Source organism: Streptomyces sp. G45, assembly GCF_049542095.1.
Classification (GTDB): Bacteria; Actinomycetota; Actinomycetes; order Streptomycetales; family Streptomycetaceae; genus Streptomyces.
Genome location: NZ_JBMUZU010000001.1, coordinates 7977063 through 8000040, shown reverse-complemented (window position 1 = coordinate 8000040; position 22978 = coordinate 7977063). Strand labels below are relative to the sequence as shown.

Annotated in this window: 22 protein-coding genes and 3 pseudogenes; 10 read left to right on the top strand and 15 right to left on the bottom strand. The window is 73.5% G+C overall.

What is annotated here, in order from left to right; translation table 11 throughout:
- Positions 1–47: 47 nt before the first annotated feature.
- The 3 genes from ACOBQU_RS34090 to ACOBQU_RS34080 all read right to left on the bottom strand — a co-directional run bounded on the left by ACOBQU_RS34090 (position 48) and on the right by ACOBQU_RS34080 (position 2196).
- A complete protein-coding gene (locus ACOBQU_RS34090) occupies positions 48–836 on the bottom strand; it encodes an electron transfer flavoprotein subunit beta/FixA family protein (protein ID WP_423632596.1) in 789 nt (262 codons plus the stop codon).
- Between the two features lie 268 nt (positions 837–1104).
- A complete protein-coding gene (locus ACOBQU_RS34085) occupies positions 1105–1611 on the bottom strand; it encodes a flavin reductase family protein (protein WP_423632594.1) in 507 nt (168 codons plus the stop codon).
- A gap of 237 nt (positions 1612–1848) precedes the next feature.
- Complete coding sequence (locus ACOBQU_RS34080; RefSeq protein WP_423632592.1) at positions 1849–2196, bottom strand: thioredoxin family protein; 348 nt, start codon at positions 2194–2196, stop codon at positions 1849–1851.
- Between the two features lie 249 nt (positions 2197–2445).
- Between ACOBQU_RS34080 and ACOBQU_RS34075 the strand changes: the two genes are divergently transcribed.
- Complete coding sequence (locus ACOBQU_RS34075; protein ID WP_423632590.1) at positions 2446–3168, top strand: lysophospholipid acyltransferase family protein; 723 nt, start codon at positions 2446–2448, stop codon at positions 3166–3168.
- A gap of 103 nt (positions 3169–3271) precedes the next feature.
- Here ACOBQU_RS34075 and ACOBQU_RS34070 read toward each other — a convergent pair whose 3' ends face one another.
- The 6 genes from ACOBQU_RS34070 to ACOBQU_RS34045 form a co-directional block, all read right to left on the bottom strand.
- Positions 3272–3961 carry a B3/4 domain-containing protein gene (locus ACOBQU_RS34070; protein WP_423632588.1) on the bottom strand — a complete coding sequence of 230 codons (690 nt, stop codon included), beginning with the start codon at positions 3959–3961 and terminating at the stop codon, positions 3272–3274.
- A gap of 132 nt (positions 3962–4093) precedes the next feature.
- On the bottom strand, positions 4094–6331 hold the full coding sequence (locus ACOBQU_RS34065) for a glycosyl hydrolase family 95 catalytic domain-containing protein (RefSeq protein ID WP_423632586.1): 2238 nt from the start codon (positions 6329–6331) through the stop codon (positions 4094–4096).
- A 179-nt stretch (positions 6332–6510) separates the two neighbouring features.
- Positions 6511–7113 carry a transglutaminase domain-containing protein gene (locus ACOBQU_RS34060; protein ID WP_423632584.1) on the bottom strand — a complete coding sequence of 201 codons (603 nt, stop codon included), beginning with the start codon at positions 7111–7113 and terminating at the stop codon, positions 6511–6513.
- Between the two features lie 103 nt (positions 7114–7216).
- Positions 7217–8287: a threonine aldolase family protein gene (locus ACOBQU_RS34055; protein WP_423634897.1), complete on the bottom strand. Its 1071-nt coding sequence runs from the start codon at positions 8285–8287 to the stop codon at positions 7217–7219.
- Positions 8284–9024: an SDR family NAD(P)-dependent oxidoreductase gene (locus tag ACOBQU_RS34050; RefSeq protein WP_423632582.1), complete on the bottom strand. Its 741-nt coding sequence runs from the start codon at positions 9022–9024 to the stop codon at positions 8284–8286. Before ACOBQU_RS34050 ends, ACOBQU_RS34055 begins: the two co-directional genes overlap by 4 nt.
- Positions 9025–9062: 38 nt before the next feature.
- Positions 9063–10463, bottom strand: coding sequence for a DUF6421 family protein (locus tag ACOBQU_RS34045; RefSeq protein ID WP_423632580.1), 1401 nt, complete (start codon positions 10461–10463; stop codon positions 9063–9065).
- Positions 10464–10807: 344 nt separating this feature from the next.
- Between ACOBQU_RS34045 and ACOBQU_RS34040 the strand changes: the two genes are divergently transcribed.
- Both ACOBQU_RS34040 and ACOBQU_RS34035 read left to right on the top strand, forming a co-directional pair.
- Positions 10808–10933, top strand: a complete 126-nt coding sequence (locus tag ACOBQU_RS34040; protein ID WP_423632578.1) for a hypothetical protein — start codon at positions 10808–10810, stop codon at positions 10931–10933.
- Between the two features lie 75 nt (positions 10934–11008).
- Positions 11009–11692, top strand: coding sequence for a glycerophosphodiester phosphodiesterase (locus ACOBQU_RS34035; protein WP_423632576.1), 684 nt, complete (start codon positions 11009–11011; stop codon positions 11690–11692).
- A gap of 36 nt (positions 11693–11728) precedes the next feature.
- Here ACOBQU_RS34035 and ACOBQU_RS34030 read toward each other — a convergent pair whose 3' ends face one another.
- Positions 11729–12283 carry a GNAT family N-acetyltransferase gene (locus tag ACOBQU_RS34030; RefSeq protein ID WP_423632574.1) on the bottom strand — a complete coding sequence of 185 codons (555 nt, stop codon included), beginning with the start codon at positions 12281–12283 and terminating at the stop codon, positions 11729–11731.
- Positions 12284–12423: 140 nt separating this feature from the next.
- Between ACOBQU_RS34030 and ACOBQU_RS34025 the strand changes: the two genes are divergently transcribed.
- Positions 12424–12819: a VOC family protein gene (locus ACOBQU_RS34025; RefSeq protein ID WP_423632572.1), complete on the top strand. Its 396-nt coding sequence runs from the start codon at positions 12424–12426 to the stop codon at positions 12817–12819.
- A 29-nt stretch (positions 12820–12848) separates the two neighbouring features.
- Here ACOBQU_RS34025 and ACOBQU_RS34020 read toward each other — a convergent pair.
- Positions 12849–13364, bottom strand: a pseudogene (locus ACOBQU_RS34020) (MarR family winged helix-turn-helix transcriptional regulator); the annotation flags it as partial.
- Positions 13365–13400: 36 nt separating this feature from the next.
- Positions 13401–15110 (bottom strand): FUSC family protein, encoded by a 1710-nt coding sequence (locus tag ACOBQU_RS34015; protein WP_423632570.1) that lies wholly within the window; start codon positions 15108–15110, stop codon positions 13401–13403.
- Between the two features lie 204 nt (positions 15111–15314).
- Between ACOBQU_RS34015 and ACOBQU_RS34010 the strand changes: the two genes are divergently transcribed.
- The 4 genes and pseudogenes from ACOBQU_RS34010 to ACOBQU_RS33995 form a co-directional block, all read left to right on the top strand.
- Positions 15315–15860: a DUF5134 domain-containing protein gene (locus tag ACOBQU_RS34010; protein ID WP_423632568.1), complete on the top strand. Its 546-nt coding sequence runs from the start codon at positions 15315–15317 to the stop codon at positions 15858–15860.
- Positions 15861–16004: 144 nt separating this feature from the next.
- Positions 16005–16937, top strand: a complete 933-nt coding sequence (locus ACOBQU_RS34005; protein ID WP_423632566.1) for a M56 family metallopeptidase — start codon at positions 16005–16007, stop codon at positions 16935–16937.
- Positions 16938–17029: 92 nt separating this feature from the next.
- Positions 17030–17725 carry a phosphatase PAP2 family protein gene (locus ACOBQU_RS34000; RefSeq protein ID WP_423632564.1) on the top strand — a complete coding sequence of 232 codons (696 nt, stop codon included), beginning with the start codon at positions 17030–17032 and terminating at the stop codon, positions 17723–17725.
- Between the two features lie 146 nt (positions 17726–17871).
- Positions 17872–18410, top strand: a pseudogene (locus ACOBQU_RS33995) (HAD family hydrolase); the annotation flags it as partial.
- Between the two features lie 470 nt (positions 18411–18880).
- Here ACOBQU_RS33995 and ACOBQU_RS33990 read toward each other — a convergent pair.
- A complete protein-coding gene (locus tag ACOBQU_RS33990) occupies positions 18881–19126 on the bottom strand; it encodes a DUF2630 family protein (protein WP_423632562.1) in 246 nt (81 codons plus the stop codon).
- 157 nt (positions 19127–19283) lie between these two features.
- On the opposite strand from ACOBQU_RS33990, the gene ACOBQU_RS33985 reads away from it, so the two are divergent.
- Entirely contained in the window at positions 19284–19949 is a 666-nt protein-coding gene (locus ACOBQU_RS33985) for a TetR/AcrR family transcriptional regulator (RefSeq protein WP_423632560.1), read from the top strand.
- Positions 19950–19968: 19 nt separating this feature from the next.
- Here ACOBQU_RS33985 and ACOBQU_RS33980 read toward each other — a convergent pair whose 3' ends face one another.
- The gene (locus ACOBQU_RS33980; RefSeq protein WP_423632558.1) at positions 19969–21480 is read right to left on the bottom strand and encodes an LVIVD repeat-containing protein; all 1512 of its coding nucleotides are present in this window, start codon (positions 21478–21480) and stop codon (positions 19969–19971) included.
- A gap of 175 nt (positions 21481–21655) precedes the next feature.
- On the opposite strand from ACOBQU_RS33980, the pseudogene ACOBQU_RS33975 reads away from it, so the two are divergent.
- Positions 21656–22353: pseudogene (locus ACOBQU_RS33975) on the top strand (DUF305 domain-containing protein).
- Between the two features lie 16 nt (positions 22354–22369).
- Here ACOBQU_RS33975 and ACOBQU_RS33970 read toward each other — a convergent pair.
- Positions 22370–22927, bottom strand: coding sequence for a DUF6214 family protein (locus tag ACOBQU_RS33970; protein ID WP_423632556.1), 558 nt, complete (start codon positions 22925–22927; stop codon positions 22370–22372).
- Between the last annotated feature and the right edge of the window lie 51 nt (positions 22928–22978).

Below are 22978 nucleotides of genomic sequence, written 5' to 3'. Positions count from 1 at the left end.
TCCTGCGGTTACGAAGAAGGGGGGCGATGTGAGGTGATGACCGAAGCTCAGATGAACTTCTGGCCCGCGAGGAACTCCGCGAGCTGCTTGCCGCCCTCGCCCTCGTCCTTGACGATCGTGCCCGCGGTGCGCGCGGGGCGCTCGGCGGCGGAGTCGACCTTGGTCCAGGCGCCTTCGAGGCCGACGTCCTCGGCGTCGATGTCCAGGTCGTCCAGGTCGAGCGATGTCACCGGCTTCTTCTTGGCGGCCATGATGCCCTTGAAGGAGGGGTAGCGGGCCTCGCCCGACTGGTCCGTGACGGACACGACGGCCGGGAGCGACGCCTCGAGCTGCTCGGAGGCCGTGTCGCCGTCGCGGCGGCCCTTGACCGTGCCCCCGTCGACGGAGACCTCGGAGAGCAGCGTGACCTGCGGGACGCCCAGGCGCTCGGCGAGGATCGCGGGCAGCACGCCCATGGTGCCGTCCGTGGAGGCCATACCGGCGATGACGAGGTCGTAGCCCGTCTCCTCGATGGCCTTGGCGAGGACCAGCGAGGTGCCCATGACGTCCGTGCCGTGCAGGTCGTCGTCCTCGACGTGGACGGCCTTGTCGGCGCCCATCGACAGGGCCTTGCGCAGCGCGTCCTTGGCGTCCTCGGGGCCGACGGTCAGGACCGTGATCTCGGCGTCGTCGTCCGCCGCTTCCTTGATCTGGAGGGCCTGCTCGACCGCGTACTCGTCGAGCTCCGAGAGCAGGCCGTCCACGTCGTCGCGGTCGACGGTCAGGTCCTCGGCGAAGTGCCGGTCGCCGGTGGCGTCGGGCACGTACTTCACACAGACAACGATCCTCAAGCTCACGCCGGCTCTCCTACTGCATCGTCATTACTGGGCTGCCGCCTCGGCCGCGGCCACTGCCTTCTCCCAGGCAGCATAGGCGCCAGAAGCGGCGGTTCCCGGTCGGGTCCCGGTCGGGCGCCGATCGAGGGCACCGCCCGCTCCCACCGAAATATTACTCATGAGTACACCCAGTGCGTTCCCGCTGAGCAAGCGCTTTGAACTGTGACCTTCGCAACGCTCCGTAACCGAACGCACCAGGTGTCACCGGCGGCCCGCCCAGGGGAACCGCTCAGTCCCGCAGCGCGTTGAAGCGGCCCTCGTGGTACAGCAGCGGCCGACCCGCCCCCGACGGGTCGCCGACGACCGCCTCGGCGAGGACGAGGCGGTGGTCGCCCGCGGGCACGCGCGCCACGACCCGGCACACCAGCCAGGCGAGCACCCCTTCGAGTACGGGCACGCCGTGCGGCCCCTCGAACCAGCGGGTGGGCGCGGCGAACCGGTCGGCGCCGCTGCGCGCGAACGTCGCGGCCAGCTCCTGTTGGTGCTCGCCGAGTATGTGCACGCCGATGTGCTCGGCCCGGGAGATCGTGGGCCAGCTGGAGGCGCCGGTGCCGATGCCGAACGACACCATGGGCGGTTCGGCGGAGACGGACGCGAGGGAGGTGGCGGTGAGGCCGACGGGTCCTGTGCCCCGCGCGGTGATCACCGCGACTCCGGCCGCGTGCCGCCTGAAGACGGAGCGCAGCAGGTCGGGGGAGGCGAGCTGGGGGGAGCCGAGGTCGGGCGTGGCCGTCATGGAGTTGTCCTTCTGCAGGAGGTACGAGCGGGTCCGTGGCTGCTCAGTGGGCCCGACAGCGCGCACTGGCATGACGTGCGAGGTCCACGTGGACGCGCTCGAAGAGAAGGAGCTCGGGTGGCATGTCAGCAGGCTGACGATGGTTGGCGGGTGCAGTCAAGTGCCCACCGGCGTCGAAAAGATCACTCGCGGGCGCCCCGCGTCCGGCCGCGGGGCCGTGGCGCTCCGGTCCCGGCCTCACACCGCCGCCCCGAGCGCGGCGATGACGTCCGCCTTGCGCGGCTGCCCCGAGGCGCGCCGCACCACGCGGCCCCCGGCGTCCAGGACCAGGACGGTGGGCGTCTTGCGCACGCGCAGTTCGCGTACGAGGTCCAGGGCGCCCTCGGCGTCGATCTCGACGTGCGCGACGCCGGGCACCAGGGCGGCGACGTCGGCGAGCACCCGGCGGGTGGCCCGGCAGGGCTGGCAGAAGGCGGTGGAGAACTGCACGAGCGTGGCCCGCTCGCCCAGCGGGGCGCCGAGCCGCTCCGCGTCGAGCCGCCGGTCCGCCGCGGGGCCGCCCCCGCCGTCGCGCGCTGGTGTCACCCGCGCCTCCCGTCCCGTCTTGGGTGCTTCGGTGCCGCCCCCTGCGGGCGCCGTCCTCGTCCTCGTACTCAGCGCGCGCGGACGCCGAAAGATTCCGACGTGATGAGAATCTCCCGCTTCTCGGGCACCACGGCTGGCCAGCGGCTCGTTCTTGGGGCACGATCTGCGGAGCCGTAGACCTACGGTTCCGTAACTTGGTTTCCTGCCGGTGGCCCTCTCCGCCGGCAGAGATGAAGGGCCTCCCCACCCATGGCAGAACTCGTGTACCGACCGGTCATCGGCATCGCCAAGACCTTCTTCAAGGCGCTGGACCTGAAGATCGACTGCAAGGGTTCCGAGAACATCCCGCGCACGGGTGGCGCGGTCCTCGTCAGCAACCACATCAGCTATCTCGACTTCGTCTTCAACGGCCTGGCGGCGCTGCCGCAGAAGCGCCTGGTGCGCTTCATGGCGAAGGAGTCGGTGTTCCGCCACAAGGTCTCGGGCCCGCTGATGCGCGGCATGAAGCACATCCCGGTGGACCGCAAGCAGGGCGAGCAGGCCTACGCCCACGCGCTCGACTCGCTGCGCTCGGGGGAATGCGTCGGGGTGTTCCCGGAGGCGACGATCTCGGAGTCGTTCACGCTGAAGTCCTTCAAGTCGGGCGCCGCCCGCCTGGCGCAGGAAGCCGGGGTCCCGCTCATCCCGATGGCCGTCTGGGGCACGCAGCGGCTGTGGACCAAGGGCCACCCGCGCAACTTCAAGCGCCAGCACATCCCGGTGACGATCCGCGTGGGCGAGCGCGTGGAGGCCCCGAAGGACCAGTACGCGGGCGCGATCACGCGCCGTCTGCGGGAGCGCTGCCAGGAGCTGCTCGAAGCCGCCCAGCGCGCCTACCCGGCGCGCCCCAAGGGCCCGGAGGACTCCTGGTGGCTGCCCGCGCACCTGGGCGGCACGGCACCGACGCCGGGTGAGCTGCGGGCGGCCCCCTGAGCGGGCCGGGGGGCTGGCCCACCGCCGGGCCGCACCGGTCCGCACCGGTCCGCACCGGTCCGCGTCGGGCCCGCCCGAGGCGCCGCTCGGCGTCGGGCGATGGCTAGCCCACGGGCCCGTGCACCACGATCCGCGCGCCGGGGCTGACCTTCTCCAGCAGCTCCGCCAGCTCCGCGCCCGCCGCTTCGAGTCCGGCCCCGGGGCCCATGCCCTCCAGGAGGAAGATCCCGTTCACGGTCTCCTCGGTGAGCCGTGTGCGGGGGCCCTGGCGCCAGTTCCAGCGGCGGCAGGTGACGCCCTCGTCGTCGCACCAGACGACCTCCCCGGCGTCGGGGTGCTCGGTCACCGGCTCGCCGCCCGCCATGGTGACGAAGTCCTCGTCGCCGCTGGCGCGCACCAGGCGCATGCCGCCCTTGACGCGGTCCAGGTCCTCGCCACCGACGGGGATCAGATGGGCCACGCTGATCGCGTTGTACACGTCGACCAGGGTGTTGATCCGGGGCAGGCCGCCGTCGGCGAGGGCGCGCTTGGCGAGGGCCTCGGCGGAGTTGCGGGTGCGCGAGGGCTTGGCGCCGAACGCGGTGTACGCGGCGCGCCAGGCCGCCATGTGCGGGTCCTCGTGCGGGGCGCGGCCGTCGAGGCGGGCGGCGAGGCGGCGGGCGGCGTCGTCGAGCAGGGCCGAGGTGCCGTCGGTGCTGGGGCCGTTGACGAGGCCGTACGCCTCGATGGCGACGTGGGTGAAGCCGGGTGCGAGCGCGCGCACCTCGTCGGACACGGTGAGGGTGAACGTCATGGTCTGCCTTGGTTCGCGGGTATCGACGGCAGTCCAGCATAGAGCACTATCCAGTGCAGCGCACTGGACTATTCCGGCGGTCGGACCCGGGGGCGGTGTGGCCGAGGACGCCCCCTCCGCCCCACGAAAGCCCTACGGCAGCCCCCACGCGGGTTCCGTCCCGTTCGCCGTCACGTCCCTCGGGGTGAGCGACGGCCGGGCCCCCTTGGGGGCGACCACGGCGGTCTGCCCGCGCCGCAGCGGGGCGCTGATGACCTCGCCCCCGGTGTGGGGCAGCGGCCTGCCCCGCTCGTCGCGCACCTCGACCTCCCCGGGGATCCCGTGCCGCAGCCGCAGCGGCTCCCCGGCCTCGCTGCGGATCCGTATCCACTCCGTACGCCCGTCGCGCCGGGAGGCGTCGACCAGGAACGCGCCCTGCGTCCGCACCTGTTGGAGGCTGGCGTCCCGCCAGGCACCGGGCACGGCGGGGAAGACCTGGACCACTCCCCCGTGGCTCTGGGTGAGCATGTCGAGCAGCGACTGCGCCGCGGCGATCGGGCTCTCCAGGGCGAAGTTGGCGCCTTCGCGGTACATGGTGTTGGGGGTGAGCGCGCAGTTGTCGCTGACGTTGCCGTCGAGGAAGAAGCGCAGGTGGGCCAGGGCCCGCTCCGGCTGCCGGAAGAGGGTCTCCATGGAGGCGGCCGCGGCGAAGCTGTAGCCGTGCCAGCGGTCCCGCATGCCCGCCCAGTGGTCGAAGCTGCGCCGGTCGAGGCCCTCCTGGAGGGGGTGGAGCCACAGCAGGTGCGAGAAGTGGCGGTGGGACTCGGCGAGCGGCACGCCCGCGCCGATCATGACGCCGTCGGTGCCCCGGTGGTAGGGGACGAGGCGGTCGCGGATGTCGCGCCACCGCTTCTCGTGCGGGTCGCGCAGCCGCAGCCGCCGCGCGGAGTCCAGGAGCGTTCCGGCGCCCCAGCGCAGCAGCGCCAGGTCGTAGGTGCAGTCGGCGGCGTTGGCGTACTCGGGCGAGCGGGTCTCGGGCAGGTGGAGCCTGCCGTCGGAGCCTTCGGTGAGGTGGCGGGCGTAGTAGTGCACCGCCTTGGTGAGGATCGGCCGGATCACGTCGCGCAGGACGGCGTCGTCCATGTGGTGCCGGTAGGTGACCCAGGCGTTGTGCAGGGCCCAGACGAGGTTGCCGGTGTGGTCGTTGGGGCTGACGCCGGGGACGCCGACGTAGCGGGGGCCGGAGCGCAGCCGCCAGTCGCCGGGGTGGCAGAGCGCGTAGGTGTCGCCGTCGCGCAGCTCCGGCCGGATGTTGGACTCCAGGTTCTCGTGGTGGCGCGCGAACGTCGGGGTGACGGCGTCGAGTTCGCGGTGGTTGGAGCCGTTGGCGAGCGGATACGTCACCTGGACGTTGGTGTTCCACCAGATGCTGGTCCAGTTGTTGCCGGTCTCGGGGAACCAGGGCCCGAAGACGGGGGTGACGGGTCCGTCGCCGCGGGTGGCGCAGGCCAGCTTGTAGAGCTGGATCCAGTAGAACCGCTGGACCTTCTTGTCGGGTACGGAGACGAAGCTGCGGCGGTGGAAGGCGCGCCACCAGCGGCGGTGGCGCGTGACGGCGTCGGCGGGCGCGCCGTCGAGGACGGCGTCGACGGTGCGCAGGGCGGCCTCGCGCCCGGTCGAGCGGGGGTGGCCGTAGGCGATGGTCGCGGCGAGCAGGCGCCGGGTGCCGGAGCGGACCTCGCGCCAGGCGGTGGTGTAGCCGCCGCCCGCGTGCAGGGGCTGCTCGACGAAGCCGGGGCCGGTGGCAGGGTCGGGGTTGGCGGTGTAGTCGGGCGGGACGCGGACGGTGCGGGTGGTGCGCGAGGGCAGCGCGGTGAACCCCCAGGCCGCCGTCTCCTCCCCGGCGCTCGGCTGCCACGACACGAGCAGGGCGTCCCGCTGGCTGAGGATCAGGGCGGTGAGGGCGACGCTGCCGCGGGTGGTGGTGATCGTGCCGGTCAGCTCGGCGTCGTCCAGGCCGAGCCGCCAGTCGACGCCGGTGACGGTGCCCGCGAGGGTCAGGGTGAAGTAGCCGACGCCCAGCCGGGAGTAGCCGATCGCGGCCTCCCACTGGCCGCGCTGGTCCTGCACGTGGGAGTGGTTGACCATGACGCGCAGGACGTTGCCCTCGCCGGGCTTGGCGTACAGGTGCGCGGCCAGGTAGCCGTTGCCCAGGAAGGGGCCCTCCTGCCAGGAGTGCGGCAGGCGCCGCCACACCATCGCGGCGTCGCGCAGCAGGCCGCCGTGCGCGTCGGCGCGGGAGGGGGCGGATGCCCAGGCGGTGGGCGAGCCCACCGCGGCGAGTGCTCCTGAGGCGCCTGCGACGAACGCGCGCCGTGAGAGGGGAGTCATGGCTCGCAGCATCGGCGCGGCCCGACGCACCGTCAAGACATCGGACGGAAAGACCTCCGATGAGTCACCAACTGCCTTGCTCCTTTGCCCTCTTGATGGCCCGTTGGCCGGGTTCTCGCAGGCACCACATCGGATGTTTCAGTGGTGCGGCGGCTCAGCACGGGAAGGTTCAGGGCGGTTCAGCCGAGGGGCAGCGCGTCCGGTAGCGCCGCCCAGAGGGCGGGCCGGTCCGGGGCGGCCTTCAGCACGGCGAGCGTCGCCGCGTCGGGTTCGGCGTACAGCGCCGGGTAGTCGACCTCCCCCGCCGCCGTGTCCACCGGGAAGGCGAGCCGCTCGCCGTCCAGGGAGAACCGCGCGTCCACGCCGGGCTTGTTGCCGCGTGCGTCCTGGCGGTGCCAGGCGCCGTTGAACCGCACGGCGACCAGGCCGTGCAGCACGAAGCCGCTGCCGTCGTCGTGCACGAGCCGCTGGTAGCACAGGGCCGTCGGGATGTCCTCGGCGCGCAGCAGCGCGGCGAGGGCGTGCGCCTTGGCGTGGCAGATGCCGGTGCGCTGCGCCAGGACGTCGGAGGCGCGCCAGGTGACGCGCGGGTCGTCGGCGTCCGCGGAGTGCGGAATGGTGTCGCGGACGAACGCGTAGGCGGCGCGCGCGTACGCGTAGGAATCGGCGCTGTCCCTGGCCAGGCGGGCGGACACGTCCCTGACCAGGGGGTGCGTGTGGTCGATGACCTCGTCCGCCGCGAGGTAGGCGGACAGGTCGGGGTTCTGCTGGATCAGCTCCATGGGCGCGAGCATAGGAACGCGGCCGATCAGCGGTCAATGATTTTTCGATCAGCCGCATACCTATGCATGGCGTGGGGTACCTGACCCGGTGGGGGTGCCGCGCCTAGCGCGCCATCTCCTCCTTCAGGGCCGCCACGAACGCGTCCACGTCGTCCTCGGTGGTGTCGAAGGAGCACATCCAGCGGACGTCGCCCGCCGCCTCGTCCCAGAAGTAGAAGCGGAACCGCTTCTGGAGGCGCTCGCTGACGTCGTGCGGAAGCCGCGCGAAGACGGCGTTGGCCTGGACCGGGTAGAGGATCTCCACGCCGCCCACCGCGCGGACGCCCTCGGCGAGGCGCTGGGCCATCTCGTTGGCGTGCCGCGCGTTGCGCAGCCACAGGTCCTTGGTGAGCAGCGCCTCGAACTGCACCGACACGAAGCGCATCTTGGAGGCGAGCTGCATGGACAGCTTGCGCAGGTGCTTCATGTGGCGCACGGCGTCGTGGTTGAGGACGACGACGGCCTCGCCGAACAGCGCGCCGTTCTTGGTGCCGCCGAGCGAGAGGATGTCCACGCCCAGGGCGTTGGTGAAGGTCCGCATGGGGACGTCGAGCGAGGCGGCGGCGTTCGCCAGGCGCGCGCCGTCGACGTGCACCCGCATGCCGTGGCCGTGGGCGTGCTCGACGATCGCGCGTATCTCGTCGACGGTGTACACCGTGCCCAGTTCGGTGTTCTGGGCGAGCGAGACGACCTGGGGCATCGCGCGGTGCTCGTCGTCCCAGCCGAAGGCCTGACGGTCAATCAGCTCGGGGGTGAGCTTGCCGTCGGGCGTCGGCACGGTGAGCAGCTTCAGGCCGCCGACGCGCTCGGGGGCGCCGCACTCGTCGACGTGGATGTGCGCGCTCTCCGCGCAGATCACCGCGCCCCAGCGGTCGGTGACCGCCTGGAGCGCGACGACGTTGGCGCCGGTGCCGTTGAAGACCGGGAAGGCCTCCGCGCTCGCGCCGAAGTGGCCGCGGATCACCCGCTGGAGGTGCTCGGTGTACTCGTCCTCACCGTAGGCGACCTGGTGGCCGCCGTTGGCGAGGGCGAGCGCGGCCAGGATCTCCGGGTGCGCCCCCGCGTAGTTGTCGCTGGCGAAGCCGCGGACGCCCGGGTCGTGGTGGCGCTTGGCGTCGGTCTTCGGCGGGTTCACGGCTTGTCGGTCAGCCACAGGCGGTTTCCGTTCACTTCCCCGGCGGGCCGCTCCCAGACTCCGGCGATGGCCTCGGCCAGCTCCTTGACGTCGGTGAAGCCCGCGAACTTCGCGCTGGGCCGCTCCGCGCGCATCGCGTCGTGCACCAGCGCCTTCACGATCAGGATGGCAGCGGCGGTGCGCGGCCCCTGCTCGCCCCCCGCCTTGCGGAAGGCGTCGGCGAGCGCCAGCGTCCAGGCCTCGGCGGCGGCCTTCGCGGCCGCGTACGCCGCGTTGCCCGCGGTGGGCTTGCTGGCGCCCGCGGCGCTGATCAGCAGATAGCGGCCGTTGCCGCTGCGCTGGAGGCCGTCCTGGAAGGCGAGCGAGGTGTGCTGCACCGTGCGGATCAGGAGGTCTTCGAGGACGTCCCAGTCGCCGAGGTCGGTCTCGGCGAAGGTCGCGCTGCCGCGCCAGCCGCCCACCAGGTGCACCAGGCCGTCGATGCGGCCGAACTCTTTCTCGGTGCGGTCGGCCCAGGCGCGGGTGGCGGCGAGGTCGAGGAGGTCGACCGTGTCGCCGGTGACGGTCGCGCCGCCGTGGGCGTAGCGCGCCGCGTCCACGGCCTGGGCCAGGCGTGCGGCGTCCGCGTCGGCCGCGACCACCGTCGCCCCGGCCTCCGCGAGCCTGAGCAGCGTGGCTCGCCCCGCGGGGCCCGCGGCCCCGGCGACCGCCACCACGGCTCCGTCGAGTGCGGACATGGTCCTCGCCTCCTTGTTGGTCCCCTTGGCGCCGTCGCTCACGCGGCGGCCTTCTCGACGCGCGAGTCCGCGGTGATCCCCTTCGTGGAGGCGATCACGTGCTTCAGCTTCTTCGAGAGCGCCTCATAGAACATGCTGAGCGGAAACTCGTCCGGAAGCACGTCGTCCACGAGTTTCCGCGGCGGCAGCGACGTGTCGAGGGCGTCCGGGCCCTTGGCCCAGCGCGATCCGGGGTGCGGCGCGAGGTAGCGCGAGACCAGCTCGTACCCGGCGAGCCAGTGGACCAGCTTCGGGCGGTCGATGCCGTCGCGGTACAGCTGCTCGATCTCGGCGCAGAGCTGGTTGGTGATCTCCGGCGCGCGCCGCCAGTCGATCCGCAGCTTGTTGTCGGTCCAGCGGACCACGTCGTGCTTGTGCAGGTAGGCGAAGAGCAGCTGGCCACCGAGGCCGTCGTAGTTGCGTACGCGCTCGCCGGTGACCGGGAAGCGGAACATGCGGTCGAACAGCACCGCGTACTGCACGTCGCGGGCCTGCGGGACGCCGTCGTCCGCCAGCTTCACGGCCTCCTTGAAGGCCGTGAGGTCGCAGCGCAGCTCTTCGAGGCCGTACATCCAGAACGGCTGCCGCTGCTTGATCATGAACGGGTCGAAGGGCAGGTCGCCGTGGCTGTGGGTGCGGTCGTGGACCATGTCCCACAGGACGAAGGCCTCCTGGCAGCGCTGCTGGTCCTCGACCAGGGCGCGTACGTCGGCGGGCAGCTCGATGCCGAGGATGTCGACGGCGGCCTGGGTGACGCGGCGGAACCGGGCCGCCTCGCGGTCGCAGAATATGCCGCCCCAGCTGAACCGCTCCGGGGCCTCGCGCACGGCGATCGTCTCGGGGAAGAGGACGGCCGAGTTGGTGTCGTACCCGGCGGTGAAGTCCTCGAAGGTGATGCCGCAGAACAGCGGGTTGTCGTAGCGCGTGCGCTCCAGTTCGGCGAGCCACTCGGGCCACACCATGCGCAGCACGACCGCTTCGAAGTTGCGGTCCGGGTTGCCGTTCTGCGTGTACATGGGGAAGACCACGAGGTGCTGGAGGCCGTCCTCGCGCCGGGCCGCGGGCTGGAAGGCCAGCAGCGAGTCGAGGAAGTCCGGCACCTGGAAGCCGCCGTCCGCCCAGCGGCGCAGGTCGACGGCCAGGGCGTCGAGGTAGGCGGCGTCGTGCGGCAGCAGCGGGGCGAGCTCCGCGACGGCGGCGACCATCCGCTCCACGGCCCGCTCGGCCGTGGCCCGCGACGGCGCGTCCTCGCGCTCGAAGTCGATCGAGCCGTCCTTGGACTGCCAGGGCCTGATCTCCTCGACGGCGGCCTTGAGCACCGGCCAGGCCGGGTGGTCCACCACTCGTCCGTCACGGGCAGCGCCCGGGCTGTCCACCGCCTGCACAAGAATTTCCGTCATGACCCATCCTCCACGGGAGAACCTCGCGTATGAACACCGTATGGGTGCAGGGTTCCCCGCGACAAGAGGTTGCCCAGGAAATTATCCTGCCCAGCCACACCTCAGCCGCTGTTTTTCCCGTAACCAGCCACCCAAGCGGGCGCTTCTGCCAGACCCTTCGGAGCGCCCCGAACACCGAGCGGCGCGCCTCGCACCCTCCGCGCCCCCGCCGTGCCCCCTGTATCGGCCGCGCGTCAACCCCCGGCCGACGCGCCCACCCCCGGGTGAGACGGCTCGCGATCACGGGGCGCGCGGCGGTAGGACGGGCCGGGTCAGCCGTCGCCGCCCGAGGGAGCCGAGAACCGTTGAGCACCCGTGCCGTTCTGGTGGCCGCCCTCATCACCGGTCTGATCCTGGGCATGGTCGCCACCCGAGGAGACGATTCCACTCCGGCGCGCAGGGACGGTCCCATCGCCGGGGCCGGGGATTAGGCTGCGGCCTGCCGCGTGGTGGGAGCCGCCGAGCCGCGCGGAGCCGAGCCGCCCGTCGACGGAAGCGAGTGAATCTTGAACTTCCTCACCATCGGTCATCGCGGTGTCATGGGTGTGGAACCCGAGAACACCCTGCGTTCGTTCGTCGCCGCCCAGGCCGCGGGCCTGGACATCATCGAACTCGACCTGCACCTGAGCAAGGACGGCGCCCTCGTCGTCATGCACGACGCCGACGTGGACCGCACCACGGACGGCTCCGGTCCCATCGCCGAGAAGACCCTCGCGGAGCTGCGCGCCCTGGACGCGGGCCGGGGCGAGCGCGTCCCCGTGTTCGAGGAGGTCCTGGACGCGGTGCGGGCGCCGCTCCAGGCCGAGATCAAGGACGTGGCGGCCGCGCGGGCGCTCGCCGACGTCATGCACGCCCGCGACCTGGTGGGCCGGGTCGAGGTGCTGTCCTTCCACGACGAGGCGATCGCCGAGATCGCCCGGCTCGTCCCGGGCGTGCGCACGGCGCTCGTCGCCAGCCGCTACGGCACGGACGTCGTGGAGCGCGCCACCGCGGTCGGCGCCGCCACCCTCGTACTGAACATCCGCCGCCTGACGCAGGAGATCGTCGAGCACGCCCGCGCCGCCGGGCTGCGGATCATCGGCTGGGTGGTGAACACGCAGGACGACCTGCGCCTGGTGCGCGCCCTCGGGCTCGACGGCGCGACCACGGACTTCCCGGACATCAAGCGGACCGGTCGCTTCACCGCCTGAACGCCCGGGGGCGCGCCGCCCGCGCGGGCGCCCGGGTCAGCCGATCTCCTTGACCAGGAGTTCGAACTCCAGGTCGTCGCGCTGCGGAATGCCGAAGCGCTCGTCGCCGTACGGGAAGGGGGTCGTCTTTCCCGTACGGCGGTAGCCGCGCCGCTCGTACCAGGCGATCAGCTCCTCGCGTACGGAGATCACCGTCATGTGCATCTCGCGCACGCCCCACGTCTCGCGGGCGGTCCGCTCCGCCTGCGCCATGATCACCTTGCCGAGGCCCGCGCCCTGGAGCGCGGGGCTGACGGCGAACATCCCGAAGTAGGCGTGCTCCCCGCGGTGTTCGAGCTGGCAGCAGGCGACGATCCGGCCGTCGCGCTCTACGGTGAGCAGCTTGCTGTTCGGGGTGTTGATGACCGCGGCGACGCCCTCGGGGTCGGTGCGCTGGCCTTCCAGGATGTCCGCTTCCGTCGTCCACCCGGCACGGCTGTCGTCGCCCCGGTACGCCGACTCGACGAGCGCCACGAGCGCGTCGACGTCGGCGTCCGTGGCGTCCCGGAACGTGAGGTCGCCGTGGGTGCTGGGGTGCGGGGCGGTGTCCATGGGCGCGTGTCTCCGATCTCCGGTGCTGCCGCTGCGCTCCGGTGCACGCCGGTGCTTTCCGGTCGTCTTCCGGTGCCTCGTGCGGAACTCCTGTTCCCGCACGCACCGCTGAGAGTAACCCGGCGCTAAGGTGCGGCCGCATGGTGCACGTACTCAGCAGCAGGGTCCTGCTCCGGCCCACCGACCCCGACGCCGCGCGGGCGTTCTACGGCGACGCCCTGGGCCTGGCCGTGTACCGCGAGTTCGGCACGGGCCCCGAGCGCGGCACGGTGTACTTCCTGGGCGGCGGCTATCTGGAGGTCTCCGGCCGCGCCGACGGCTCGGCCGCCGCGTCGTCGCCCGACGTGCGGCTCTGGCTCCAGGTCGCGGACGTCCAAGCCGCGTACGAGGAGCTGGCCGCGCGCGGCGTGGAGGTCCTGCGGCCCCCGGTGAAGGAGCCGTGGGGGCTGGTCGAGATGTGGATCGCGGACCCGGACGGCACGCGCATCGCGGTGGTGGAGGTCCCGGAGGACCACCCCCTGCGCCACCGCCCCTGACGCACCCGCGGCCGGTCACCCCCGGGGACGCCGAGCCGCCCCTCCAACTGCCCCAGGAGGTCGGCGAGCAGGCCCGCGAGCCGCTCCTGGCCGTCGGCGGCGAGGCCCGAGAGGGCCGTGGCCTCGTACGCCAGCTGGTCCGGCATGATGCCGTCGACCAGGTCGCGGCCCGCGTCGGTGAGGCCGACGTGGGTGACGCGCCGGTCGCGGGTGTCGGGGCGGCGGTCGATCAGGGCGCGCTCCTGGAGCTGTTTGAGGCGCTTGGTGACCGCGGCTCCGGAGGAGAAGGTCTCGCGGGCCAGCTCCCCGGGGGTCAGCTCGTGGCCGGTGCGGCGCAGCGCGGCGAGCAGGTCGAACTCGGGGCGGGTCAGGCCCGCCCGGCGCAGCGGCGCGTCCTCGGCCTGCTGGAGCAGGGCCGCGCAGCGGTTGATGCGGCCGATGATCTCCATCGGCGCGGTGTCGATGTCGGGGCGCGCCTGCCGCCACTGCCGGACCACCGCGGCCACGGTGTCCTGTGCCGCCGTCCGGCCGTACCCACTGCTCATCCTCGCGCCCCGCTCCGCACTCCGGTGTGTCTGCCGTCAGGCACGGGCCTCGTCGCTGGGTCGCGCGGCGCCACGTACCGTCGCGGCGAGCGTACGGTGTCCGGCGCGCTCGGTGACGGCCACCCGCTGCGCGGGCAGCTCGCGCAGCCACCACTCGCCGACCGCGGCGTCGTGGGCGGCGCGCAGGTCGACCAGGCTCGCGGTGAGGCGGCGGCGGGCCCGGGGCAGTTCGACGGCGGGGGCGCGCTCGGCGTGGGCGCGGGCGCGGTCGGCCGCGGCGATGGCGTGCTCGACGCGGTCGGCGGCGCGCCGGTTGGTGACGGCGACGGCGGCGACCAGGCCGAGCCCCGCGCCGACGAGGGTGTCCACGACGCGCTCGGTGATCAGCGCGGCCGGGTCCTGGAAGCGCGCGAACTCCGTCACGAGCAGCGCCATCGGCGTCACGCACACGCTGCCGAGCCAGTAGTTGCGGGACATCAGGGCCTCCGCGCCGAAGGCGAGCAGCAGCCCGGCCACGATCAGGGCCGCGTGGTTGAGGTGGGCCAGGGGCGCGATGGCGGCGAAGGCGACGACGCCGACGGCGTTGCCGACGACGCGCTGCACGCCGCGGCTCCAGGTGAGCGTGACGTTGGCCTGGTAGAGGGAGGCGGCGGTGACGAGCGCCCAGTAGGGGCGGCCGATGCCGAGCGCGAGGGAGGCGTACCCGGCGAGCGCGCAGCCGACGGCGGTGCGCAGGGCGACGGGCAGCAGCGGGGAGCCGGGGGCGAGGCGGCGCCACACGGGCGGGGCCGCTTCGGCGGGCAGGTGCGCGGGCGGGGGCACGTCCTCGGGAGGCGGGACGGCGCCGGTGCCGCGCAGCGCGTCGGCCCGGGCCCGCAGCCGCGCGGGGTCGGCGTCCTCCGGGGCGGCGAGGGCGTGCTCCGCGGTCGCGGTGAGGGCGGCCAGGGCGGTGCGGGTGGCGCGGGAGGAACCGGTACGAGGAGCGGCTCGGGTGGCGTGCAGGGACTGCCAGGCCGTGTGCACGGCGTCGGCGAGGGCGGCGCGGGCCCGCTCCGGGTGGTGCCCGGCCGCGTGGGCGTCGGCGTACGCGGCGGCGGCGCGCAGGGCGCGGGCCGTGGTGCGGCGCTCGGGGCCGTGCGGGCGCAGCGGCGCGGGCGCCATGCCCACGAGCCAGGCCACGGCCCCGGCCCCGGCCGTCAGGGCGAGGTGGGCGGGAACCCGGGCGAGGTCCTGCGGCGCGAACAGGGCCGCCGAGCTGACGAAGGTGAAGATCAGGTGCCCGGGCGGGCCGACGCGGGTGGCGTCGCACAGCGCCTTCTGGGCGGCGGCGAGCAGCGCGCCCACAGTCACGAGGACCGCGGCCGGGGGCGCGAGCGCGGCGGCGACCAGGGCGACGGCCATGCTCGCGGTCATCCCCGCCACGACCCAGGCGAGGGCGCGGGCCCGTGCGGCGTACGGCAGTTGGTGGGCGTACAGGGCGCAGAAGGAACCGGCCATCGTGTACAGGACGAGGTCGAGGCGGTCGAGCGCGAGCAGCGTCAGGTTCGGTACAGCGGTGGCGGCGACGACGCTCAGCGCGGGCTTGAACCAGATGTCGGAGGGCGTGCCGAGGCGCAGCACGCTCGCCAGCGGCAGGCGGCGGACGTGCGCGCGGACCTGGTCGCGGACGCGGGCCTGGTCGCGGAAGCGGACCTGGTCACGGGCACGGGGGCGGGGTGCGGGGCGGGTCGGGGGCGGGCTGCTCATACGCAGAACATTAGCAAGTGTTTTACCTGAAAAATAAATGAGTGCGGGGCACGTCCGGGCCGCCGACGGCACCGGGTGCGGGCCGCGCCCCCCCGCGCACGCCTCCCATGCTCCCTCCGTACACCCGTGCGCTCCCGTACGCGGCCCCGGGCGCGGGCATCGATCCGGGGTGGCGTCGGTGGGCGTCGAGCGAGGAGGTGCCCGGTGCACGGACCCGGTTCGGCGAGCTGGCTGCTCGTGGCGCTCTGCGCGGCGAGCGGCGCCTACTGCCTGCTGCGGATGCGCAGCCGCGTCGAGGAGCAGCGCCGCACGGCGGGCGGCGAGGCGCTGATGGGGTTCGGCATGGCGCTGATGGCGGTGCCCGCCGCGGTGCTCGCGCCGCCGTCCGGCGTCTGGGGCGCCTATGTGGCGGTGTTCGCCGCCGCGGGGCTGCGTGCGGCCTGGACGGCGCGGCACCGCCCGCACCACGCCCACCACCTGGTGGGCGCCGCGGCGATGGTCTACATGTCGGCGGCGATGCTGCTCGCCCCCGGCGCGGGGCACGGCGCCGCGGGCGTCCCGGCGCTGACCGGAGCGCTGCTGCTGTACTTCACCGCGCACGTGCTGGCGTCGGGCGCGCGGCTCGTGCCGGTGGGCGCGGCGGTGACTCCGGAGGCGGGCGTGGTGAGCTGGGCGGACCGGCCCGAGCTGGCGCTCGTGTGCCGCCTGGCGATGAGCATGGCGATGATCGCGATGCTGCTGACGCTGTGACGCGCGGGGACCGCCTTGCGGCGCGCGGGGCCTGTCCGGTGGCGCCCGGCCTGCCGCCGTGAGCGCGCTCCCCGACCGTGGCATGCGTCACTTCCCGCAGGGGGCCCATACCGCCGGGGAGCGCGCCCCTCATAGGGTTGACCCATGATGGTCCCCGTCGCGCTGTTGCTGCTGGGCGCGCTGACCGCCGTCGTCGCTCCCCGGATGCTCGCGCGAGCGGACTGGCCGGAGCGCGAACCGGTGGTCGCGCTGTGGGTGTGGCAGTGCGTCGTGGCCGGGGTCCTGCTGTGCTGCGCCCTGTCGATGACGTTCAGCGCGGCGGCCGCCTGGCAGGCCGTGCGGGGGCAGTTGTTCGCGCCCGCCCCGCAGGGCGTGGTCGAGGCGTACGCGCTCGGGCCGACGCCCTGGGCCTCGGTGACCGCGGTGGCACTGGCCTGCGGCGGCGCCTGGACGGCCGTCATGCTCACCCGTGAGATCGCCCGCGCCCGGGCCCGGCGCGCCCGGCGGCGCGCCGAACTCGTGGTGCGCGCGCCGCTGTTGCCCGGCGAGGAGCCCGGCGCCGACCGGCTCGTCGTCCTGGAGGGCGAGCGCCCCGACGCCTGGTGGCTGCCCGGCGCGGCGCCCCAACTGGTCGTCACCACCGCCGCGTTGCGCCGCCTGAAGGGCCGTCAGCTCGATGCGGTGCTCGCCCACGAGCAGGGCCACGCGCAGGCCCGGCACGACTGGCTGCTGCACTGCTCGGGCGCGCTCGCCGCCGGGTTCCCGCAGGTCCCGGTGTTCGCCGCGTTCCGCGACGAGATGCACCGGCTGGTGGAGCTGGCCGCCGACGACGTGGCCTCGCGCCGCTTCGGACGGCTGACCATCGCCCTCGCCCTCGTCGAACTCAACGAGGACCGGGGCGTGTTCGGCCCCTCCCCCAGCGTCCACGCGCACGTGCCGCAGCGCGTGCACCGGCTGCTCGCCGCCCGCCCCCGGCTCACCCCCTGGCGCCGCCTGCGGCTCACCGCGACGGCCGCGCTGGTGCCGGTCGTCCCGCTCCTCGTGGCGTTCGTACCCGCGCTGCGGGTCCTGGGATAGCGCCCCTCACGAAGACACACCCCGAGCCTCAGGAAGACGTACTCCGACCCCTCGGGTAGGCGTGGCGCGCGTCCATCGGGAAGGATCACCTCATGGACACCGCGCCGACACGAGCTGTTTCCCGTACTCCCCGCGTCGCCGCCGCGCTCGCCGTGCCCAGCGTGCTGCTGCTCGTGCTGGTGTCCGCCGAGTGGCAGCCGCTGCTGTCCCTCGACGAGGACATCGCACGCACCACGCACCGCTGGGCCGTGGCGCACCGGGACCTCACGCAGACCGCGCGCGTCCTGACCGACTGGGTGTGGGACCCGTGGACCATGCGTGCCCTGTGCACCGTGGTCGTGCTGTGGCTCGCCGCCCAGCGCGCCTGGTGGCTCGCGCTCTGCCTGGCGGCCGCCACGCTCGTGGGGTCGCTGCTCCAGCAGGGCCTGAAGGCGGCGGTCGACCGGGCGCGCCCGGTGTGGCCCGATCCGGTGGACTCGGCGCACTACGCGGCGTTCCCCTCGGGCCACGCCATGACGGCCGCGGTGGTGTGCGGGCTGCTCCTGTGGCTGCTGCGGGTGTACGCGGTGGGGGTGCTGGTGTGGCGCGTGGGGCTCGCGGTGGCCGTGGTGTCCGTGGTCGGGGTGGGCCTGACCCGGGTGTGGCTGGGCGTCCACTGGGCCACGGACGTGGTGGGCGGCTGGATCCTGGGCGCGCTGGTGGTGGCGGTGGCCGTGGCCGCGTACGAGCGCTACGCGCCCGCCGAGGCGTGGCCTGGCGCGAGGGGCCGCGCCGGGGCCCGCCCGTGACGCGGTGCCGGACTCGACGGCTTCCGGCGCCTCCGGTCGGCCCCCTTCGGCCCGCGGGCCAGGCTGGTCGCCCCCGGCACGTTCCGCACGGTGGCCCGACCGGGTCCGCCGCCAGGCTCGCCGCGCGGGCGGTCGTGCCGCCCCCGCACGAGGAGGCGCGGCTCGCGGCGGCGCTGGACCGGGCCGGGGCGCTGCCCGGCGGCGCGCCGTCCGTGGCCGTGCCCGCGCACCTCGCCGGGCTGTGGGAGCGGCGCGACGAGAGCGCCGAGCGGCACCGCGCCGTGTACACGGGCCTCGCCCGGACCGCACCGCTGCCCGAACCCGGTCTGTACGACGCGCTGTACGACCGCCACAAGGCGCCGGAGGCCTGGCGCCCCTACCCCGACGCCCTCGACGTCCTGCGCGGGCTCCGCGAGCGCGGCGTGCGGGTCGGCGTGGTGAGCGACATCGGCTGGGACCTCAGGCCCGTCTTCCGGGCGCACGGGCCGGACCCGTATGGGGACGCGTACGTCCTGTCGTACGAGCACGGCGCGCAGAGGCCCGACGCGCGGATCTTCGCGGTCGCCTGCGAGGCCTGGGGTCCGGCCCCGCCAGGACCCTCGTGGTCGGCGACGACCGCCGGGCCGACGGCGGCGCCGCCGCGCTCGGCTGCGCCGTGCACCTCGTGGCTGGCATTCGCAGCGCGATGAAGTCCAGCGGCCCGGCGGGGCAGCGCGGCGAGCGCGCCAGCACCTACGAGCGGGCGGGCGGGAAGCATCTGGAGGCAGGTGCCAAGCACCCGTGCCGCAACGCGATGAGCGCGCGGACCCACGCATCGACGCAGCCCCGCGACGGGCCTGGGCGCGAAACCTCAGCGCCCCAGCGCGACCTCGGTCGGCGGGCGGGCATCGCCCACGCGGCAGCTGGACGAGCCCGGGCAGGGAGCCTCGGCGCGGCAGCGCGAACAAGGGCGGGCGGGTGGGAGAGGACGCCAGCGCAGCGCCGCCGCGACGGGACAGTGCGCAGCCCCAGCAGCGGAGGACCCGGACAGGGCAGCACGGCGGGCCTCGGCGCGGCAGCGCGAACAAGGGCGGGCGGGTGGGAAAGGACAGCAGCGCAGCGCCGCCGGGAGGTGCAGGGCAGCGCAGGCTCAGGCGGAGCCGACCGCGCGAGGGGTCACGACTCGTAGCTCTCGACCTGCTCGACGGGGCGGGGCCGGACCGCGTTCGGGTCGGCGCCGAACTCCACCGCCGCCCGCCGCCTGCGCAGCAGGTCCCAGCACTGGTCCAGCTCGCGCTCCAGGTCACCCAGGCGGGCCCGCTCCGTGGCCTCGTCGATCGCCCCGGAGGCGAGCGACTCCCGCAGGGTCTTCTCGGCGTCAACCATCTCCGTGATACGCGCCAGAATCCGCTGTTGGTCCATGTCCAAGCGCCTCCTCGACCCCCGGCCCACTCCACTGTAAGGAGGGCGCGCCGGATCGGCGAGGAGAACGGGGTGCGGAAAGACCCGTGGGCAGGCAACACTCCCCCGCGGTGCTGCCTGCCCCAGGCCGCACCGGCCCATGTCGGCTCGGGCCGGGATGCCCCTGAGTATATTGGCTGTGAGCCAGCCAACGCAGGAGTTACAGGATGTCCCCCGTAGCCCATCGGTCAATGAAGAGTTGCGCCGACGTTCGCGCGAGCGGCTCCTGCAGGCGACGGTGGACCTGGTGAGCGAGCACGGCTACGAGGCGACGACGCTGGCGGACATCGCCGACCGGGCCGGTTCCGCCCGCGGCCTGGTCTCGTACTACTTCCCCGGGAAGCGGCAGCTGCTCCAGTCGGCCGTGCACCGGCTGATGCACCAGACGCTCCAGGAGGCGCTGGAGCGCGAGCCGCGCACCGAGGACGGGGACGAGCTCCTGGCCCGCGCGATCGACGCGGTCCTGGGCCTGGCCCGGGACCGCCCGGTGCTGATGCGCACGCACATGGCGGGCATCCTCCAGGCCGAGGGGTTCGTGCAGTGCCCCGAGCAGCAGCGGCTCGCGGCCCTGCTGCGCGACACCGTCGACCGGCGCGGCGCGGCGGACCCCGAGACGGAGTACCGGATGCTGCGCGCCCTGCTCATGGGCGCCGTGTTCGCGCTGCTCATCCCCGGCGCGCCGATGCCGTTCGAGCGGCTGCGCGCGGAGCTGTTCCAGCGCTACGGCCTGGACTGGAAGCTCGGCGTCCCGCCGGACGGCGCACCGCCCGGCGGGACGCGCTAGGCACCCGAGGCCGCGCGGCTCAGTCGTGCCAGCCGAAGTACTCGGGCTGGGTCTGCACGTTCAGCTCGCGCAGGTGCACCCGCTTGGCCGGATCCGTGCGCTTGTCGTGGAGCTTGAGGACGTCGAAGCCCTTCTCCATGTCGTTCGAGTAGATGTGGCCGTTGTAGTAGTACGCGGACCACGCGCCGCCGCCGACGAGTTCGTCGGTGGAGAGCGGACCGCGCTCGAAGTAGGCGATCTCCTTGGGCTTGGCCGAGTTGGTGAAGTCCCACACGGACACGCCGCCCTGGTACCAGGCCTGGACCATGAGGTCCTTGCCCTTGACGGGGATCAGCGAGCCGTTGTGGGCCACGCAGTTCTCGGTGTCGGCCTGGTGGCGCGGGATCTTGAAGTAGCTCTTGAAGACCAGCTTGCTCTTCTCGCCGTGGCCCTTGATCTCGTAGATGCCGTCGGCGCCGCGGTTCGGGCCGACCTCGGCGTTGCAGGTGGCGGCGCCGCCCCCGCCCAGCTCGTCGGTGAACACGACCTTGTCGGCGCGCTGGTTGAAGGTCGCCGAGTGCCAGAACGCGAAGTTCACGTTGTCCTGCACCTGGTCGATGACCTTGGGGTGTTCGGGATCCTTGATGGAGAACAGGATGCCGTCACCCATGCAGGCGCCCGCCGCGATGTCCCTGGAGGGCAGCACCGTGATGTCGTGGCAGCCGGTGGTCTTGGAGACGCCCGGGTTGGTGGGGCCGCCCGGGTTGCCGCCGCCGTCCGGGCCGCTGCCCGGGAACAGCACGGGGAAGCCGACCACCGCGGCCTTGTGCGGGGCCTTGCGCGGCACCTTGATGACGGAGATGCCGTCGTGCGGCGGCTGGCAGTCGGGGAACGCCGCGTTCGGCGCGTACGAGGACACGTAGACGTACACGTTGCGGCGCTCGGGCACCAGCGTGTGGGTGTGCGAGCCGCAGGCGGTCTCGACGGCGGCGACGTAGCGCGGGTTGCGGACGTCGCTGATGTCGAAGACCTTCATGCCCTCCCAGGAGGACTTCTCCGTGGCGGGCTGCGAGGTGCTGGCGCAGGAGCTGTCGCTGCGCGAGGAGTCGGTGGACAGGAACAGCAGGTTCCCGGAGACCGAGACGTCGTTCTGGGAGCCCGGGCAGAGGACCTGCGCGACGGTCTTCGGCTTCTTCGGGTTGCTGATGTCGAAGATGCGGAAGCCGTCGTAGTTGCCCGCGAACGCGTACTTGCCCTGGAAGGCGAGGTCCGAGTTGGTGCCGGGCAGGGCGTCCTTGGGGATGTTGGTCAGATGCTCGATGTTGTCGGAGTGGACGACCTCGTCCGGCGCGGGAATCCGGCCGTCCTCGATCGCCTTCCTGGTGTCGGCCGCGTCGCTCTTCGACACCTTCTTGGGCGCCGCGGGCGAGTCGCCCGGATCCGGGGTCGCCCCGGCGGGCGCGGCGGTGAACAGGGCCGCTATCAGGCCGACCGCGGCCGCGGCGACGCCCAGGCGTCTGCGCCGCGTGCGGGGTTCGTTCGACAGAGTCACTGCGTCCTCCCTTGTGGCCGTTCGGGGGCGAACGGTGCACGGACACCCGCAGTATCGTTCTCCTCATGTACAAATCAACAGAGGAAGGCAGGCCAGTACTGGGCGTTCTCGATCAGTGACGTTCACCTACGTGCTAGTACGGTCCCAACTGCCCCGTACCGCCCAGGAGGTTGCCGTGCCCCACCGCCGTACGTCCGCCGCCCGCACGCCCGTTGCCCGCGCCTTCGCGGCGACCTCGCTCCTGGCCGCCGCCGTCCTCGCGCTCGGCGCCTGCGACTCGGGCTCCGGGTCGGGCGACGACGGCGCCGAGTCCCCTCCTCCTCGGGGCCTTCGGTGATCGCCCCCGGAAAGCCCGGCGAAGGCGCCGAGACGCTCTCCGCCGAGGAGGCGGCCAGGAAGAGAACCGACGACGACACCCCGAACGCGGCCGACTTCGCCTATGTCGAGCAGATGATCCCGCACCACGGCCAGGCCCTGGAGATGACCCGGCTCGCCCCGAAGCGGGCGAAGTCCCCGAAGGTGAAGCGGCTCGCCGAGCGCATCACCGCCGCCCAGAAGCCGGAGATCGGCGCCATGGAGCGCTGGCTGAAGAGCCACCGCGAAAAGTCCCCGAAGCGGGGGCACGGCGGCGGCCACGACCACGCCTCGATGCCCGGCATGGCCACCGAAGCGCAGCTCGCGCGGCTGCGGGCGGCCAAGGGAGAGGCGTTCGACGAGCTGTTCCTGAAGCTGATGATCACCCATCACTCGGGTGCGGTCACCATGGCGACGCAGGCGCTCTCCGAGGGCAACAACCTGCTGGTCGAGGAGATGGCCACCGACGTCATCGCCCAGCAGACCAGCGAGATCAACCGCATGCGCGGCCTGAGTTGACGGTCCGTCAGCGCGGTCAGCGGCGGCGGTGCCGGGGCGCCAGGTAGCCGTCGTCCCGCGCCCCCGCGATCAGCCGCAGCGCCTTGCGGCGGCCGTGCCCCGTCGCACCCATCACGGCGAGCACCGGGTCGCGGCCCTCGTCGCGCGCCACGCGGTAGGCCTCGGCGGCGACCTGCCGCACGGACGGGCGCGCCGCCCACGCCGCGCCCGGCCCGTCGGCGCGGTCGGCCCGGCACGGGGCGTCGTACTGCTGCGCGACGCCCCGGCAGACGTCCGCGAGCGGGCCCTCGATCCGGCCCGCGAGGGCGACGAGGTCGGCCAGCGGCAGCGGGGGCTCGGCCCGCAGGTCCTCGATGGCCAGGCGGCCGCCGCTGACCGCGGCGAGGACGTCGACGTGCGCCCCCTCCAGGGCGAGCCGCACGTGGAACTGGGGCGGGGAGCCGTCGCCGCGGCCGCGTCCGGCGGCCGTGCCGGGCGCCTGGAGCGCGGGCCCGCCCTCCGTGGTGTGCGGCGCCGCAGCCGCGTGCGCCCCGCGGTAATGATCACTCTCGTCGAAAAATGGGCTTTCCAGCACAGGCGCACGGTAGCCGTACTGTCACATTCCGCCGGGAACGGCACGCGGCGC

Excerpts from the sequence above, each read along its gene's own strand:
- ACOBQU_RS34085 (WP_423632594.1), bottom strand. The coding sequence starts at position 1,611 with ATGACGGCCACGCCCGACCTCGGCTCCCCCCAGCTCGCCTCCCCCGAC.
- ACOBQU_RS34075 (WP_423632590.1), top strand. The coding sequence starts at position 2,446 with ATGGCAGAACTCGTGTACCGACCGGTCATCGGCATCGCCAAGACCTTC.
- ACOBQU_RS34070 (WP_423632588.1), bottom strand. The coding sequence starts at position 3,961 with ATGACGTTCACCCTCACCGTGTCCGACGAGGTGCGCGCGCTCGCACCC.
- ACOBQU_RS34065 (WP_423632586.1), bottom strand. The coding sequence starts at position 6,331 with ATGACTCCCCTCTCACGGCGCGCGTTCGTCGCAGGCGCCTCAGGAGCA.
- ACOBQU_RS34060 (WP_423632584.1), bottom strand. The coding sequence starts at position 7,113 with ATGGAGCTGATCCAGCAGAACCCCGACCTGTCCGCCTACCTCGCGGCG.
- ACOBQU_RS34050 (WP_423632582.1), bottom strand. The coding sequence starts at position 9,024 with ATGTCCGCACTCGACGGAGCCGTGGTGGCGGTCGCCGGGGCCGCGGGC.
- ACOBQU_RS34045 (WP_423632580.1), bottom strand. The coding sequence starts at position 10,463 with ATGACGGAAATTCTTGTGCAGGCGGTGGACAGCCCGGGCGCTGCCCGT.
- ACOBQU_RS34030 (WP_423632574.1), bottom strand. The coding sequence starts at position 12,283 with ATGGACACCGCCCCGCACCCCAGCACCCACGGCGACCTCACGTTCCGG.
- ACOBQU_RS34025 (WP_423632572.1), top strand. The coding sequence starts at position 12,424 with ATGGTGCACGTACTCAGCAGCAGGGTCCTGCTCCGGCCCACCGACCCC.
- ACOBQU_RS34015 (WP_423632570.1), bottom strand. The coding sequence starts at position 15,110 with ATGAGCAGCCCGCCCCCGACCCGCCCCGCACCCCGCCCCCGTGCCCGT.
- ACOBQU_RS34005 (WP_423632566.1), top strand. The coding sequence starts at position 16,005 with ATGATGGTCCCCGTCGCGCTGTTGCTGCTGGGCGCGCTGACCGCCGTC.
- ACOBQU_RS34000 (WP_423632564.1), top strand. The coding sequence starts at position 17,030 with ATGGACACCGCGCCGACACGAGCTGTTTCCCGTACTCCCCGCGTCGCC.
- ACOBQU_RS33990 (WP_423632562.1), bottom strand. The coding sequence starts at position 19,126 with ATGGACCAACAGCGGATTCTGGCGCGTATCACGGAGATGGTTGACGCC.
- ACOBQU_RS33985 (WP_423632560.1), top strand. The coding sequence starts at position 19,284 with ATGCCCCTGAGTATATTGGCTGTGAGCCAGCCAACGCAGGAGTTACAG.